Source organism: Flavobacterium saccharophilum (genome assembly GCF_900142735.1).
Taxonomy (GTDB): domain Bacteria; phylum Bacteroidota; class Bacteroidia; order Flavobacteriales; family Flavobacteriaceae; genus Flavobacterium; species Flavobacterium saccharophilum.
In genome coordinates, this window is sequence record NZ_FRBY01000008.1 from 39,054 (window position 1) to 54,930 (window position 15,877).

General features: G+C 32.3%; 12 protein-coding genes. 4 read left to right on the forward strand and 8 right to left on the reverse strand.

The window, feature by feature from the left end; translation table 11 throughout:
- Positions 1–25: 25 nt before the first annotated feature.
- The 5 genes from BUA98_RS21955 to BUA98_RS21975 form a co-directional block, all read right to left on the reverse strand.
- Positions 26–3,019, reverse strand: coding sequence for a sensor histidine kinase (locus BUA98_RS21955; protein ID WP_072976128.1), 2,994 nt, complete (start codon positions 3,017–3,019; stop codon positions 26–28).
- Positions 3,003–3,758: a LytR/AlgR family response regulator transcription factor gene (locus BUA98_RS21960; protein ID WP_072976130.1), complete on the reverse strand. Its 756-nt coding sequence runs from the start codon at positions 3,756–3,758 to the stop codon at positions 3,003–3,005. The genes BUA98_RS21955 and BUA98_RS21960 overlap by 17 nt, the downstream gene beginning before the upstream one ends.
- Positions 3,759–3,835: 77 nt before the next feature.
- A complete protein-coding gene (locus BUA98_RS21965; RefSeq protein WP_072976133.1) occupies positions 3,836–5,620 on the reverse strand; it encodes a chloride channel protein in 1,785 nt (594 codons plus the stop codon).
- An 85-nt stretch (positions 5,621–5,705) separates the two neighbouring features.
- Positions 5,706–7,382, reverse strand: a complete 1,677-nt coding sequence (gene ggt / locus BUA98_RS21970) for a gamma-glutamyltransferase (protein ID WP_072976135.1) — start codon at positions 7,380–7,382, stop codon at positions 5,706–5,708.
- Between the two features lie 37 nt (positions 7,383–7,419).
- Positions 7,420–8,004, reverse strand: a complete 585-nt coding sequence (locus tag BUA98_RS21975) for an acyl carrier protein phosphodiesterase (protein ID WP_072976137.1) — start codon at positions 8,002–8,004, stop codon at positions 7,420–7,422.
- 275 nt (positions 8,005–8,279) lie between these two features.
- Here BUA98_RS21975 and glmM point away from each other — a divergent pair, with 275 nt between their 5' ends.
- On the forward strand, positions 8,280–9,668 hold the full coding sequence (gene glmM, locus BUA98_RS21980) for a phosphoglucosamine mutase (RefSeq protein ID WP_072976139.1): 1,389 nt from the start codon (positions 8,280–8,282) through the stop codon (positions 9,666–9,668).
- Between the two features lie 124 nt (positions 9,669–9,792).
- Here the strand turns inward: glmM and BUA98_RS21985 are convergent, their stop codons facing one another.
- Both BUA98_RS21985 and BUA98_RS21990 read right to left on the reverse strand, forming a co-directional pair.
- Positions 9,793–11,277, reverse strand: a complete 1,485-nt coding sequence (locus BUA98_RS21985) for a glycosyl hydrolase (protein ID WP_086065496.1) — start codon at positions 11,275–11,277, stop codon at positions 9,793–9,795.
- Between the two features lie 233 nt (positions 11,278–11,510).
- A complete protein-coding gene (locus BUA98_RS21990) occupies positions 11,511–12,383 on the reverse strand; it encodes a lysophospholipid acyltransferase family protein (protein WP_072976143.1) in 873 nt (290 codons plus the stop codon).
- A 111-nt stretch (positions 12,384–12,494) separates the two neighbouring features.
- Between BUA98_RS21990 and BUA98_RS21995 the strand changes: the two genes are divergently transcribed.
- Together BUA98_RS21995 and BUA98_RS22000 are read left to right on the forward strand one after the other, a co-directional pair.
- On the forward strand, positions 12,495–13,142 hold the full coding sequence (locus tag BUA98_RS21995; RefSeq protein ID WP_072976171.1) for a rhomboid family intramembrane serine protease: 648 nt from the start codon (positions 12,495–12,497) through the stop codon (positions 13,140–13,142).
- Positions 13,143–13,195: 53 nt separating this feature from the next.
- On the forward strand, positions 13,196–13,885 hold the full coding sequence (locus BUA98_RS22000) for an SIMPL domain-containing protein (protein ID WP_072976145.1): 690 nt from the start codon (positions 13,196–13,198) through the stop codon (positions 13,883–13,885).
- Between the two features lie 459 nt (positions 13,886–14,344).
- Here the strand turns inward: BUA98_RS22000 and BUA98_RS22005 are convergent, their stop codons facing one another.
- Positions 14,345–14,815 (reverse strand): Lrp/AsnC family transcriptional regulator, encoded by a 471-nt coding sequence (locus BUA98_RS22005; RefSeq protein WP_072976147.1) that lies wholly within the window; start codon positions 14,813–14,815, stop codon positions 14,345–14,347.
- A 188-nt stretch (positions 14,816–15,003) separates the two neighbouring features.
- On the opposite strand from BUA98_RS22005, the gene BUA98_RS22010 reads away from it, so the two are divergent.
- A complete protein-coding gene (locus tag BUA98_RS22010) occupies positions 15,004–15,819 on the forward strand; it encodes a DUF1338 domain-containing protein (RefSeq protein WP_072976149.1) in 816 nt (271 codons plus the stop codon).
- The last annotated feature ends 58 nt before the right edge of the window (positions 15,820–15,877 follow it).

The following is a 15,877-nucleotide window of genomic DNA, read 5'->3' on the forward strand; positions in this document are numbered from 1 at the left end:
CTTCTACATTATGAGTGCGAAAAAATTAAACCAAAAGTAAAATAGTGACTATTGTACCATTATTTTCGGTAAAAGTAATTTCGATAGGATCTTTTAATTCCTGCAAAAGTGAAAGTCGCTCTTTTGTAAGCTGAATTCCTTTTGACTGATGTAGTTTATTTTTTTTTGAGGCCTTAATTCCTAATCCGTTATCGGTGATTTTACATTCTAAAATAGTTTCTGAAATCATTTTAAACGAAATGATCAATTGGGGAGCAACACTTGATTCATTAAAAGCATGAACAAAAACATTCTCAACAAAAGGCTGTAAAAGCATTGTTGGAATTTTGGTAAAACAAGTATCTACTTTTGGTGAAATTTGAATTTCGAAATCTATTCGATTATCAAAACGCATGTTTTCGATCATAATGTAACCTTCAAGATATTCTATTTCTTCATCAATCGTTATTTTTTGTTTAGATGAGTTTTCTAATGTTTTTCGAATTAATTTTGAAAATTCGCTAATGTAGAGGAGGGAGTTGTCAATGTCGTTACTTATTATAAAATCCTGGATAGCATTCATAGCATTAAAAGTAAAATGTGGATTCATTTGACTCAATAATGCTTCAAGTTTGGTCTCGGCAATACGGCGCTGGATGATGGTTTTTTCATTAGATTTTCTTTTTATTCGAATAAAAATATAAATCATTAGCCCTGATAAACAAATAATAGTTATTGTAATAAACCACCAGCTTAACCAAAATGGAGGCAGAATTTTAATTTGCAGAATACTGAAAAACCTTGATTTTCCGGCATTCATATCAAAAACTTCAAGCTCTAGATTGTAGTTTCCGAAGGGCAGGTAAGGTAAAAATAAATTGGTTTTTTCGCTATAAGGACTCCAGCGATTATTCTCATTTAAACGATATCTGAATTTTAATTTGTTGGGAAATGAATGTCCTTTTGGAACAAAATCAATTGATAAAGAATTGTGCTTGTAGTCTGAAATTAATTGTTTAGAATGGTATCTGAACCATTTATATTCTGAAGGCTTTAACGGAGTATTATTTATTGCAATAGAACTTATTCCAATTTCAGAAACAGTTAACTGAGCCGCAATCAAACGATTTAAATCTATTGTATAAAAACCTTTTTGGGTTCCCAGCCATAATGTGCTATTAAAAATTTGAGAAGTTGTAATTCGGCAATCTTTTAAACCTTGTTCTTTATCAATTAGTCTAATAATACCGTCTTTGTAAATATTGATACCCTTTTCTGTACCTATCAAAATGTAATTCTTATAAGATTCCAGGAATAAAATAGTATTCCCAATAATCTGTTTTTTTGAAATTGTTTTTAGGATTTTAAAAAATTTTGAATCGTCAATAACAAAAACATCACCAAATTCAGCGGCTAAAATAAGTTGCCCTTTATTGTTTTTTGTAATGTGTTTAAACTTTTTTTCTTTCCAGATTCCATCTGCCAGATACGATTTAAACTGATTCTTTTCATATACATAAACACCATTAAAAACAGATAAGAGATATGTCTTGTTATTATTGGTTAAAATTTTTACGATGTATTGCGGCGTATTTTTTTCAAACTTTGAATAATGGTTGTTTTTTAAAGTTTTTAAATCCTCATAAATGCGAACTCCGGCATAAGTGATCGTTTCAATTAATTTATTATTATAAGTAAAACCAATTTTTAAACTATGCTTAGGTAAGTAACTAGTTATTACATAATTTTTATCGATTTCAAAAATTCCTATATTACTATTGATCCATAAAGAATTTTGGTTTTTTACGATTTCGTAAAACTCAATTTGATTTGTGGGAATATTAAAATTTAATTCAAAATCCCTGGATTCAGCTGATTGTTTGCGAAGAATATCTTTTCCTTTTTTGTAAAAATTCATTTCAGTTTTCTTAAAATGTTCAAGTGAAATAGATTTTATAACTTGCTGTTTAGAGTTTAGAATTTTTACCCCTCTGGTTTCTAATATTAATTTATGATTATTAAAATTTTCAAAATCTATAATGGATGAACCATCAAAGGAATTATAGTTAATGATTTTATCCAACCTCACCTGATAAATTCCATTGTTGTTAGAACCAACATACAGGATATCGTTAAATTGATCGTACACAACATTTAATAATACTTTAGAATCAATTCCGTATGCAGATGAAACATCCGTCATTTTATCTTTTGCAATAGTATAAAGCCCACCATCGGGAGTATAAACGCCCCAGGCGGCTGCAAATATGGTATCTCTCTTGTCTTTTGCAAATTGCCAGACAAACGATTTTCCAAAATTTACAGATGATTTGTCTCCTTTTGAAATTTTATTAAAATCAAATTTGTTAATATGACCTTCGTTTCCGCTATAAAGTGTAGAGCCAAAAAGACATAATGAATAAGAGTTTTTATGTAAAATAATAGGTACTACGCGCGGATTCGAAGTTGATTCATCAATTTTAAACAAACCTTCAAAAGTTGAAGTAAAATATACTACACCATCATACTCAACAAAGGCTAAAGAAATAAAATCTTCTTTGTGTTCCGGAACTTTTGGAGTTACAAGTTTGTTTGTTTTGATGTCAATTATAGAAACGCCCTGTTCTGTACCTACATAAACTTTGTTTTTAAAAGGGAAAACTTTTCTTGTTTTATTAGCAAGAAGTCCGTCTTTAATTGTGAAAACAGTAAATTTTTTGCCATCAAATTTACTCACGCCGCCGCCATAACTGGCAAACCACATATTTCCGTCTGCATCTTCATTAATATCCCAACAACTGTTATGACCTAAACCATTGCTTTCATCAATCGTGGTAAAAGTTCCGTTTTCCATTCTTGAAATTCCGTTTTCGGTGCCTATCCACAAAATACTTTTAGAATCTAAAAATAATGAACGAACCGCATTATTGGGCAGACCGTCTGAAGTAGTAAAATTTTTTGATGGAAAATATTGACCAAAAGCAAATGATGAAATAAAAAGAAAAAAGAACTGAAAGAAAATCTTATTTAGTGATAGCATCAATAAGCTCTTTTTTATTAAATGATTTGTCTGATACAGGAATCTCATGTCCAGAAGTCATTTCTAAAACATAATCATCAGATTTGAAATTTTTCACATATTCTGCGTTAATCAAATAACTTCTGTGCACTTTTAGAAATTTGATTTCAGATTGTAATAATTCACATATTTCTTTAAATGATTTTGAAGTGTGATGCTGCGATTCTTTGGTGTAAATTATGGTGTAAGAGCCATCAGATTTACAAAAAATTATTTTATTTACATGAATTACTTCAAAACCGGTTTTTGTTGGAAAGGCAATTCTTTGTTTTCCAGAAGTTTGATGGCTTAAATTCTCAGTCAGTAGCTCATATCTGTTTAAATTGGTCTTATTTTCTAGAACAGACTCAAACCTTCCAATAGCTGTTTTAAAGTCTTGCACATCAATTGGTTTTACTAAGTAATCTAAAGCACTTTTGCGAATTGCTTCAATAGCATATTCTTTATGAGCTGTTGTGAAAATAATTTCAAACGGAATAATTTCAAAGTGAGTAAGCAGTTCAAAACCATTTTTATCTGGCATTTGAATATCTAAAAAAACAAGATTTGGTGCATTTTTTTTTATTGAAATTAAAGCTGTAGCAACAGAATTGCATTCATCAACTATTTCGATTTTGTCTGGAAAATATCTACTGCATATGTTTTTCAGCAAACTGCGTCCACGCGATTCATCATCAACAATAATAGCTTTAATTTTCATAATAGACTTTGGTGGTATTTGGTTTATTGTTTTTGGAAAGAATCGAAATTACTTGGATTAGGATTAATAAATCACTTTTATTCTATCGTCATAGAGCGAAGTTTCATTCTATAAGCTTCAAGTGCTATAGATTTGGAAATGAAGCCGTAATATTTTTCATTTCGTAAAACGGGAAGAAAAGCTGTTTTTGATTTTTCGAACTTACTCATTACAATTTCCATGCTGTCATAAGAAGAAATGGTAGCCGCTGGGGTCTTCATGACATCTTTAATCAAGGTATATTTTACACGATAACTATTAAAAATAATTTCGCGGATATCATTAAAATGAACGACACCAACTAATTCTTTTTCATTATTTACGACAGCAAAAACAACCTGATTGGAGTGCGAAATAAGATCAACTAATTTAGTAAGGTTTTCATCTGGATGAACCGTTAAATAATCACATTGGATAATGGTATCAATATCTAAAGTTGAAAGAATATTGGAGTCTTTATTACTTGTAAAAGCATGTCCCTTTTTAGCCAGACCCTTTACATCAAGTGAATATTTTTCAAAACGTTTTGAGATGGCAAAACTTATAGAAGATACAATCATTAACGGAATCATTAAACTATAACCACCCGTAATTTCGGCAATTAAGAATATTGCGGTTAAAGGAGCATGAAATAATCCGCTCAAAATACCCGCCATTCCGACCATGGTAAAATTACTGATTGGTAATTTTGACAAACCAATCATGGTTACAAATTTTGAAAAAAAGAATCCCAGATAAGAACCTAAAAATAGGGAGGGAGCAAAGTTACCTCCATTTCCTCCACTTCCAATAGTTAGTCCGGAAGCGAAAACTTTTACCATCATGGTACATCCAACAAAAAGAAGTAAAACCCATTGGTTATTTCTAAAATCTCCAAATAAGGTATTGTCCAGTATTTTACCCGGATCAGCCTCAGACAAAGTTTTAATGCTTTCATAACCCTCACCAAAAAGCGTTGGGAAGACAAAAATAAGCAACGCTAATAAGGAAGATCCAATTAATGCTTTTTTGTAAGCACCCATTTTTAAGTGTGCAAAATAATGCTCTACTTTTTGAAAGTTTCTTGCATAATAAACGGCTATAAAGCCAGTTAAAATACCAAGAATTACATAAAACGGAATATTGTGATAATTGAAAGCTTCTTGTTTTTTGAAAGACAATAAAATAGTTTCATCCAAAACAATTGCAGAAACCAAAGCACCAGTTGCGGCCGAAATCATGATAGGGGTAAAGGCTGAGATACTAACATCAACCAATAAAACTTCGATAGCAAACAAAACGCCGGCAATAGGTGCATTAAAAGCAGCTGCAATTCCTGCGGCAACACCACAGCCAATAAGTAAGGTTCTGTCTTTATATGGTAATTTATAATTTTGAGCAAAGTTAGATCCAAACGCGGCTCCTGTAACCACGATTGGGCTTTCAAGACCTGCAGAACCTCCTAAACCAACCGTTAAAGAGCTGGTTACAATCTGCGCATACATTTGTTTTCTCGGAATAATACTGGCTTTTTTAGCAACAGCATATAAGATTTGAGAAGTTCCCTTTTCGATCGTTCCATTAAGAACTTTTTTGATAACAAAAACAGTAAGCAGAATACCAATAATAGGCAGGATACTATTGATAAAACTCAGTTTTAAAATACCATTTATGTAAGTTGCAAAAGAAAATACACTGTGCGCAAAAGTTTTTAAAACTATTACCGCTAAAGAGCATGAAATACCAATTAAAACACTTGATAAAAAAATAAACTGCTTTGGCGTCATTAAGGACTGTGCCAAAGCAATAACGCTTTCTAGTTTTCTGAAATATTTTTTTAGCATTCTATCTGTAAAAATTAGGGGAATAGTGCAAATTTAGGGTATAACATTCAAAATTGTATGATTTTTATTTAAAATCTATTTTAATTCAAAACCCCACTGCTGTATCATCACCTCTAAAATCGGCTCCACCTTCTAAAGTTTTGTTTGGAAGTACCAAAATAGCATCGACCTTACCGATTATTGGTGTGGCTTTTTCATTGATTAAATACCCTTTTGCTTTCAGTTTATCGATAGTAGTGTTATCAAAAGTACTAGGTTCAAAAGTAATAAGATCTGGTAACCATTGATGATGAAATCTTGGTGCATTTACCGCCTCTTGCATACTCAGTTTATATTCGTAAACGTTTAAAATAGTTTGTAAAACCGATGTTATGATAGTAGAGCCTCCGGGAGTTCCCACCACCATAAAAAGTTTCCCATCTTTCTCTACAATTGTCGGAGTCATTGAACTCAACATTCTTTTTTGAGGTGCAATGCTATTAGCTTCATTTCCAACTAAACCAAACATATTTGGAGATCCTGGCTTGGCGCTAAAATCATCCATTTCATTGTTTAAAAAGAAACCTAATTCATCACAATAATATTTAGAGCCATAACCGTCATTTAAGGTTGTTGTTGCTGCAATCGCATTTCCGAATTTATCAACTATAGAATAATGTGTGGTTTCTGTACTTTCATTGTAAGTTACTTTTCCTTCTTTTATTTCTGAGGATAAACTGGCTTTGTCAACATTAAAAGTAGCCATTCTATCTTTTAAATAATCTCCAGAGAGTAAGGCGTTGACCGGAATTTTTACAAAATCAGGATCACCCAGAAACTGACTTCTGTCCGCGTAAGCTCTTCTTTCTGCTTCCACAATGACCTGAATGGCTTCAGGGGAATTATGTCCCATTTTTGCCAAATCATAAGGAGCAATCATTTTTAGAATTTGAGCAAGACAAATTCCGCCGCTGCTTGGCGGAGACATTGAAGTAATCTTTAAATCTTTATAGGTAAATTGAAGGGGTTTTCTCCATTTAGCTTCATATTTTGCTAAATCTTCCAAAGTGATAATTCCACCATTTTTCTGAAGATAATCAACTAAAATTTTAGCCGTTTCACCTTTATAAAATTCATTTCTGCCATTCTTTGAAATTCGTTTTAGAGTTTTGGCAAGTGCTGGATATTTTATAGTGTCTTTTTCTTTAAAATTAGAAGCTAACAAAGTGGCTGCCCCATTTACTTTTACGATAGCATCACGATAATCGTTCAGACTTTTTTCTTGTTTCTTTGTTACCACAACGCCTCTTTCTGCTAAAGCAATAACAGGTTTTAAAATTTCAGACATTGGCATCGAGCCAAATTTTCTATGAACGGCAAAAACACCGGCTACAGTTCCCGGAACGCCAATTGCCAAAGCAGTTTCGGTACTTTTTCCTTTGATTACATTTCCGTCTTTATCTAAAAACATATCTTTTGATGCCGCCAATGGTGCCTTTTCACGATAATCTAAAGATCCTACTTCGCCATTTGCTTTTCGATAAACCATAAATCCACCGCCACCAATGTTTCCCGCAAACGGAAAAGCAACGGCCAAGGCTAATTCGGTACCAACCATTGCATCAAAAGCATTTCCTCCTTTTTTCATAATGTCTGCACCTATTTTAGAGGCTTCTTCTCTGGCCGAAACGACCATAGCTTTTGAAGTTACCAATCCGGTTGGATTTTGTTGTGCAAAGCTAAAAGCAGTAATAAAACAGTATAAAAAGGTAATTTTTTTCATATGGGGAAAGATTGTCTTTTATAGAATCAATTTAATTTTACAAGGATAGTAATTTTTGTTTGGCCTGATGTTGTATTTCTACAAAAAAAGTAGTGAATTCCTGCTCAAATTCGGCATAAAATTCTTTAAGTTCTTCGCTGGCAAATTGCATTTTAGATAGATTTTTTGACCTTCGATCCATTTGCGTTAAAATCTGATGAATGCCGTCCACCGTCCGATAACTCAAAAGCCAGTTTCTTTCGATCATATAAGGCATAAGATCTTGTGTTTTTTCAGTCAGAATATCATAATTGGTATGAAGTGAATTGTAGAATCGATTTATAAAATCTTCTAGTTTTTCATCGGAATAGTTGCTCCAGTTTTTAGCTAAAAAATGATCATAAACAATGTCTACAATCACGCCGGCATAGTGATGGTATTTTTCATGTAATCGCTTGGTGCTTTGTCTAAAAACATCATGCGAATCAGTATAAGTATCAATAAAACGATGCAAAATAATTCCTTTTTGCACCTCTTCTGGAAAGTGTTCAAACTGTTTTCCACGAATACCGTCCGCCATAAAATTACCGATTTTGATCAAATCATTATCACCTGAAAGATATATGTGGGCTAGGAAGTTCATTTTTTTTGAGTTGCTAAGGTTCTGAGATGCTAAGTTACTAAGGTTTTTTATAGATATGTAAGATACTAAGTTGCTAAGATCCTAAGTTATTTAAGTAAAAGTATGAAAAGTTTTTGACATCGTTTTTTAGAGAATAATATATAGTTTCAACGTAAATATTTAAAAATCTCAGATCCTTAAAATCTTAGTCTCTTAGCAACTTTTTTTAAAAATCTTAGCATCTTAGTAACTTAAAAAAAATCTATATTTGTAACTGATAACCATAACTCAAAAAAATGACTTTAATAAAATCAATATCCGGAATTCGCGGAACTATAGGAGGAAAAGTTGGTGATAATCTAACTCCGGTTGATGCTGTAAAATTTGCATCGGCATACGGAACCTTTCTGAAAAACAATACTTCAAAAGAAAAATTAACGGTTGTGATTGGTCGTGATGCCAGAATTTCTGGTCCGATGATCCATAATCTTGTTGTAAATACGTTGATAGGTTTAGGAATTAATGTAATTGATCTTGGACTTTCAACAACACCTACTGTGGAAGTTGCTGTACCTTTAGAAAAAGCGGACGGGGGAATTATTTTAACGGCTTCTCACAATCCAAAACAATGGAACGCTCTTAAATTATTGAATGAAAAAGGAGAGTTTTTAAGCGGAGCTGAGGGGGCTAAAATTCTTGAAATTGCAGAAGCTGAAGCTTTCGATTTTTCTGATGTAGATAACTTAGGCGAAATTACTGTGAATGATGCTTATATGGATATTCATATCGACGAGGTTTTAAATTTACCTTTGGTTGATGTTGAAGCTGTAAAAGCGGCAAAATTTAAAGTTGTTGTTGACGGAGTTAATTCTTCGGGAGGAATTATTATTCCGAAATTATTAGAATTAATGGGTGTTGAAGTTGTGAAATTATATTGCGAACCAAACGGACATTTCCCTCATAATCCAGAGCCTTTAAAAGAACATTTAACGGATATCTCACAATTGGTAGTTAAAGAAAAAGCGCATTTAGGAGTTGTAGTTGATCCGGATGTAGATCGTTTGGCTTTCATTAGCGAAGACGGAGAAATGTTTGGAGAAGAATATACATTAGTGGCTTGCGCTGATTATGTTTTGAGTAAAACTCCTGGAAATACAGTTTCAAATATGTCATCATCACGTGCTTTACGTGACGTTACTAAAGCGCACAACGGAAGCTATGAAGCAAGTGCTGTAGGCGAGGTGAATGTTGTTGAATTGATGAAAAAAAATAATGCTATTATTGGTGGTGAAGGAAACGGAGGAATTATTTATCCAGAATCTCACTACGGACGTGATAGTTTAGTTGGAGTTGCTTTATTCTTAACACATTTAGCAAACAAAAAAATGTCAGTTTCGGCTTTAAGAGCTTCTTATCCGGAATATTATATGAGTAAAAATAAAATTGAATTAACACCACAAATTGATGTTGATGCCATTTTAGTTGCCATGACTGAAAAATATAAAAACGAAGATATTACTACGATTGATGGTGTAAAAATTGATTTCGCTACAGAATGGGTTCATTTAAGAAAATCAAACACAGAGCCGATTATTCGTATTTATACGGAAGCTCCTTCTCAGGAAAAAGCTGATATTTTAGCACTTCGAATAATTGATGAAATAAAAGCAATTGCGGGAATTTAGTTAGAAAGATTCTAAGATACTAAGGATCTAAGTTGCTAAGATTTTTAAATCTGTTTCAAACAAAAAACTCTTTCATTAAGTTGAAAGAGTTTTTTTTTGGGGAACTATTTTAGAGAGATGGTTATTAATTTTTGATGATTTTTATTGATTTCCTTACTATTCCATAAGTTGCATTAACAATGTAAACACCGCTAGAGAGTTTATCGCCAATTTTGATATCTTCATTCGTAAAATGATCATTGGATGAATAGCAGACAATCCCTTTCATGTCAATAATTTTTAGGCGTAAGGGCTCTGTCACATCTGATTTAATATGAAGAGTTGATTGTGTTTTAATAGGATTTGGATAAACAGTAAAGTAATCTTTTTCAATTGTTGGGTCGTTTACACCTAAGTTAGCCGCAGTAACATCGATAAAGTTAAAATTCATATCATTTGATTTGAATTTTATTTTAAGATAAACTTCTCCTTTTGGTAATGTAACGCCAGTTACAAGTTTATCAGCATAGGTTTGGTACCCGCCAGTAGCTGGAAAAGTTTCATCTGTTTTCACTACGGCATCATTCACTAAAACATCAAATTTACCTGGAACCGTTGGAGATGCTACTCTAAAAGTCAAATTATAAGTTCCGGCATCAGCAACATTTAGCATGAATTCATTCCAATCTCCCGCTGCAATAAAACAAACATTTTGACCAGTTCCGGAATCTGTTGTATTTTGTAAACCGGTACCTTTTCTTCTATAATGTTTGTTGGCTGTAATTCGGCCAGGAACATTCATTTTTTTTGAGGTGTACGTTGTATTTATGTATTCAGTACCAATTGGTTTTAAAACACCACTTTGAGGAGCTAATAATTGTCCTTCCTGCATGTCAATCCAATCGGCAGGAACTCTTCCAGTAAACCATGAATATCTGTAAATATCTGGATCATTTTCAAAACTGGTAATGATTTCTTTCATGAAAGTTATTTTCTCAGCTGCAGTCTGAATGACCCTGTTAGCAAATTCAGTTACCCAAACCGGACGATTGTATTTTTTAAGAAGTCCTGTAACACCAATGACAGAACCTGATGTATTATCATAAGTATGAAAAGCAATATAATCTACTTTACAGGTTGGACATAAAAGAAAAAATTGGTCATGCCAGGCTACAGGATCAGAAAAACCACCGTAGTTGTTTGGTCCATTGTAAGCCGGCGAAGCACTAACGATTTCAAGATTTTTTGCCGCAGCAATTTTTTCTACATTAACCCATGCATTTACAGCTTCTTGCGGCGTTAATCTGGCGCCATCTGTAAAATTGGGTTCATTAAAAGCCAGTAAATATTTGGCGCCTGGTTTAATTTTGTCGATAAAAGCTTGTAAATCTGCATCATTAATTTTCCCCCAGGCCATTGGTACATATTCAATACCTAGTGATTCATAATTTGAATTGATGTCATTTTCAGGTGATGATCCCCAATTATACCACCATGAAATACCTGGTTTTAGAGCAAGTAAATCAGCGGTAGAATTGTTTCCATAAGCAATGCCCCTTTTTGGACTTTGAGCAAAAGTGGTCATGGAAATGAATGATATCAAAAATGTAAAAAGTAATTTTTTAGACATGGTAATACTTTTAATGTGGTTTTTGGATAGATTTTAATCAACTTCAAATGTATATTGTTTGTGTAAAATACCATTTGTTTAAAAGAGGAAAAAATCATTACAAAAACCCATCAAAATGCACTTTACATGACTTAAAAACATTGTTTTCGAGTTTTAACCGACTTACATAAATGCAAAAGTCCAAAAAGCAATTACTGCTTTTTGGACTTTTAAGTTTTCTTATAAAAGAAACATTATTGAACGCGATGTTTCCATCTTTTGTGTGTCCATAAATAATATTCAGGAGCTTCATAGATTTGTTTTTCTACTTCTCTTAAATATTTCTCAGTTACTTCAAAATTTTCATATTCTTTAGGATTATCAGCAATTGGTACAATTGTAGCTTCATAATAACCTCTGCCAACTTTTTTTACTTTGATAAAAATAACACTTAAGTCGTATTTTTTGGCCAACATTTCAGCTCCTGTATGAACCGGAACTTCAATTCCCATAAACTTCATCGAATGAAAAATCCTATCCAGTTTTGGAGATTGATCACTAGCTAAACCGTAAAGACTCAAAATTCCATCACGCTGGTTTTGCGCCATTAACGGAATGGCTTTCTTAGTTTCAACCAATTCGGCATCATATTTTCCTCTGATTTTTCGAACCAGTTTATCAAAATAAGGATTGGCAATTTTTTTATAAACACCAACACCATTAAAAAGCATTCTTTTATTAAGTGTCAAAAGCCATTCCCAGCTTGCGTAGTGTGAAGCAACTAATACAACACTTTTTCCTTTATTTTCATATTCATGAAAAAGATCCATATTGGTAATGGTAAATCTTTTTTCCATTTCTTCAGGCGTAATACTCATCGTTTTGATCATCTCCAAAAACATATCACACATATGCTGATAAAACTTCTTTTCAATTTCTTTTCTTTCAGTATCACTTAAATGGGGTAAAGTAAGTGCCAGATTAGCGCGCACTACTTTTTTGCGATATCCAATAACGTGATATACAAGGAAATATACAAAATCTGAAAACCAATAAAATATACGAAAGGGAAGTATAGAAATAAGCCAAAGAAAGGGATAGGCCACTATATAAGCTAGAAACTGCATCTAATTTTTTTTACAAAGATAAATTAAAAATGAATAACCATGGATGTTTTGGTTTCTTGTAAACTTATGTTTGAGAATGATTATATTTACCCTTCACATTAAATGTTTTTTATGTATAACGTTAATACCGTTTTGGCGGGGATTATAATTGCCAATGCCTTGATTAGTTACAAAGGTTTTAATGACCTTGCTTTTTTTAGAAAATACGAATTTCATGTTGGAAGTATTCGTTCAGGAGAACAAATCAGAATGTTGTCCTCCGGTTTCTTGCATGTTGATATGATGCATTTAATATTTAATATGTTTACACTTTGGATGTTTGCACCGGTTGTCATCGAATGGCTTGGATCAATTTCTTTCGTTCTGATTTATTTTGGAAGTTTGATTTTTGGAAGTTTGCTGACAATGCTTTTTCATAAAAATGATTATAGTTATCGTGCAGTAGGGGCTTCAGGCGCCGTTACCGGAATTTTATATTCTGCCATATTGTTGCAGCCCGATATGATGTTGGGAATCTTTTTTGTTATTCCAATACCAGCTTATCTTTTCGGAATTTTATATTTATTGTACTCAATTTACGGAATGAAAGCCAAAAATGACAATATTGGACACACAGCACACTTTGGAGGTGCTATAGGCGGTTATTTGATTACTTTGGTAAAAGAACCTTCTTTAATTGTAGACCACAGTTTGATGGTTATTTTATTAGCCATTCCGATTTTAATACTTTTTGTTATGGCCAAATTAGGAAAATTATAATGCTGGCATAACTTTTGAAATGTGCTTATTAATAATTTTAAAATATAACAAAAATGAAGAAAGTAGTATTATTTTTAACAATCATGTTTATGACTATGTCTTACGGCCAGGAAACCAAACAAATTCCGCAGATCAATGTAAATGGAGAAGGAAAAGTAAAAGTAGCTCCAGATCAGGTTTCTATTTCAGCTACAGTTGAAACGAAAGGAAATAATGCTAAAGACGTCAAAAAGCAAAATGACGAAAAAATGGACGCAGTTTTAAAATTCATCAAAAAAATGAATATTCCAACAACTGATTTCAGAACAAAACAAGTGGCTCTTAATCCGCAATACGATTACGAAAAAAAGAAAACAAGCTATAATGCAGTTCAGACAGTTGAAATTTTAGTAAAAGATTTATCTAAATATGATGAATTGATGGAAGGTTTAGTTCAGCAAGGAATTAACCGTTTGGATAAAGTTTCCTTTGAATCATCAAAATTAGCGCAATATCAATCTGAAGCAAGAAAAATTGCAATGAAAGATGCTAAAGCAAAAGCAGAAGATTATGTTTCTGTTTTAGGTCAAAAAGTTGGTAAAGCCTTTGTTATTTCTGATAACTCACAAGTTTATCACCCACAACCAATGTATGCTATGAAGTCTATGGCTATGGATAACGCTGAAGGTGCTTCTAACGAAACATTAGCTATTGGAGAAATTGAAATTACAGCCAATGTAAGTGTGAGTTTTATTTTAGACTAAACGACATAATAAATTCCAATATTTAAATCCCAAATTCCAACTTAACAATTGGAATTTGGGATTTTTTATTTATAGTTGCTTTGCAGAATTTGGGTCAATACGAAAAGCTGTGGAGAGAAAAAAAAATTACCACAGAGAACACAGCGTTTTTTAAAATATTCTAAGTTTAGTAAAAACACAAAGTTCACAAAGCTTTGCGGACTTAGATTGTGTAAATACAACTTAAAATTTAGTGAACTCTGCGAAAAATCTTTGTGTTCTCTGTGTTAAAAAATAATTAAGATGTATGAAATTTTCAATGTTTCCCAACAACATCTAGCGTTGATTCTAAAAGATCCTGCATTTCTATTTGATTTTAAAAACATAAACTCAGCATTTTAATATTTCTCCACAACAATCTGTATTGATCCCAGAATTTCAGCTTTGGAATTTGGAGTTTGAGCTTTGGAATTTTAATATTTAAACCGGCAGATTTTTTTCAAACGCAGCACCAAAAGAAAAAAACGAATCCGTACTTCCAACGCCTTCAATCTGATGAATTTGTTCGTATAAAATTTTACGAAGTTCTTCATTGTTAAAAGAAACAATTTTAATAAATAAGGCATATTTTCCTGAAACCCAGTGGCATTCTATCACCTCGGGGATTTCTTTCAGTTTTTCTGCTATAGAATAGGAATAACGAGCTTCTTTGGTAACAATTCCAGTATAGGTAATAGTTTCAAAACCAAGTTCTTTAGCATTTAGTTTTACAGAGAAACCTGTAATAACTCCAGCTTCCTGTAACTTCTTCACTCTTAAATGTACCAAAGAATTGGATATATTTAATTCCTTCGCAAGATCTGAAAATGGTATTCTTCCATTCTCACTTAGTTTTTGCATGATTTCTCTATCTAAATAATCAGTATTTTCATTCTTCTTGGTACTCGCCATAGCTCTTGATTGTTTAGAGATTCTATTATTTTGACAATTCTTATGTTAAAACTGGATTTTAAAGTGTCAAAATTACAAAAAAAAGCATTTAAAATGTCTAGATATCAATAATCGTATGTAATGACTGTTATATTTACATCTTTATATATAGATTTGTGTCATAATAACAGTATTTTAACATAACCGAAATGAATAAAGATCAATTACTTACGAAACTATGGGAGCAATATGCTGATATTACTCCATCTGCAAAAAAAATACATGAATTGTTAGAAGACAGAGGTGAAGAAATTCAGAATGACCATATCGCAATTCGTACTTTCAATGATAAACGTGTTAATATTGCCGTTTTAGAAAAACCTTTTTTAAATGTTGGTTATGAAGCAAGAGGAGAATATAATTTTGAGACTAAAAAATTATATGCTAAACATTATGAACATACTACTGATAAGAGCGCTCCAAGAATTTTTATTTCTGAATTAGAATTAGAAAAGTGTTCAGCTGAATTGCAAGAAACAGTTCAAGATATCTTAAACAGTTGTGATCAAAATGTCTTCAACGATCCTGAATTGGTTTTAAGCGGTTCTGTTTGGAAAGGAAATTCACAAAAAATCTACAAATCATTATTAGAGGAATCTGAATATGCTGCCTGGATGTATGTTTACGGTTTTAGAGCCAATCATTTTACTATAAATACTAATGCTTTAAAAGAGTTTAAAACGTTAGAAGAATTAAATAACTTTTTAGAAGCAAGCGGATGGAAACTCAATGCATCCGGAGGAAAAATTAAAGGTACACCAGAGCAATTGCTGGAACAATCAAGCACATTAGCAGATTTGTATGTGGTAGATTTTGAAGAAGGTGCTTTAGAAATTCCATCTTGTTATTATGAATTTGCCCTACGTTATCCAATGGCAAACGGAGAATTATATCAGGGATTTGTGGCATCATCTGCCGATAAAATATTTGAGAGTACTGATGTAAAGCTGCAGGAAACTAAATAATAAAATCAAAATTTTATAAAAGAAATGGAATACTCAGAAAAGCTTTTCTGAGTGTAAA

Coding starts and splice junctions, on each gene's coding strand:
- BUA98_RS21955 (WP_072976128.1), bottom strand. CDS start 3,019: ATGCTATCACTAAATAAGATTTTCTTTCAGTTCTTTTTTCTTTTTATT.
- BUA98_RS21960 (WP_072976130.1), bottom strand. CDS start 3,758: ATGAAAATTAAAGCTATTATTGTTGATGATGAATCGCGTGGACGCAGT.
- BUA98_RS21965 (WP_072976133.1), bottom strand. CDS start 5,620: ATGCTAAAAAAATATTTCAGAAAACTAGAAAGCGTTATTGCTTTGGCA.
- ggt (WP_072976135.1), bottom strand. CDS start 7,382: ATGAAAAAAATTACCTTTTTATACTGTTTTATTACTGCTTTTAGCTTT.
- BUA98_RS21975 (WP_072976137.1), bottom strand. CDS start 8,004: ATGAACTTCCTAGCCCACATATATCTTTCAGGTGATAATGATTTGATC.
- glmM (WP_072976139.1), top strand. CDS start 8,280: ATGACTTTAATAAAATCAATATCCGGAATTCGCGGAACTATAGGAGGA.
- BUA98_RS21985 (WP_086065496.1), bottom strand. CDS start 11,277: ATGTCTAAAAAATTACTTTTTACATTTTTGATATCATTCATTTCCATG.
- BUA98_RS21990 (WP_072976143.1), bottom strand. CDS start 12,383: ATGCAGTTTCTAGCTTATATAGTGGCCTATCCCTTTCTTTGGCTTATT.
- BUA98_RS21995 (WP_072976171.1), top strand. CDS start 12,495: ATGTATAACGTTAATACCGTTTTGGCGGGGATTATAATTGCCAATGCC.
- BUA98_RS22000 (WP_072976145.1), top strand. CDS start 13,196: ATGAAGAAAGTAGTATTATTTTTAACAATCATGTTTATGACTATGTCT.
- BUA98_RS22005 (WP_072976147.1), bottom strand. CDS start 14,815: ATGGCGAGTACCAAGAAGAATGAAAATACTGATTATTTAGATAGAGAA.
- BUA98_RS22010 (WP_072976149.1), top strand. CDS start 15,004: ATGAATAAAGATCAATTACTTACGAAACTATGGGAGCAATATGCTGAT.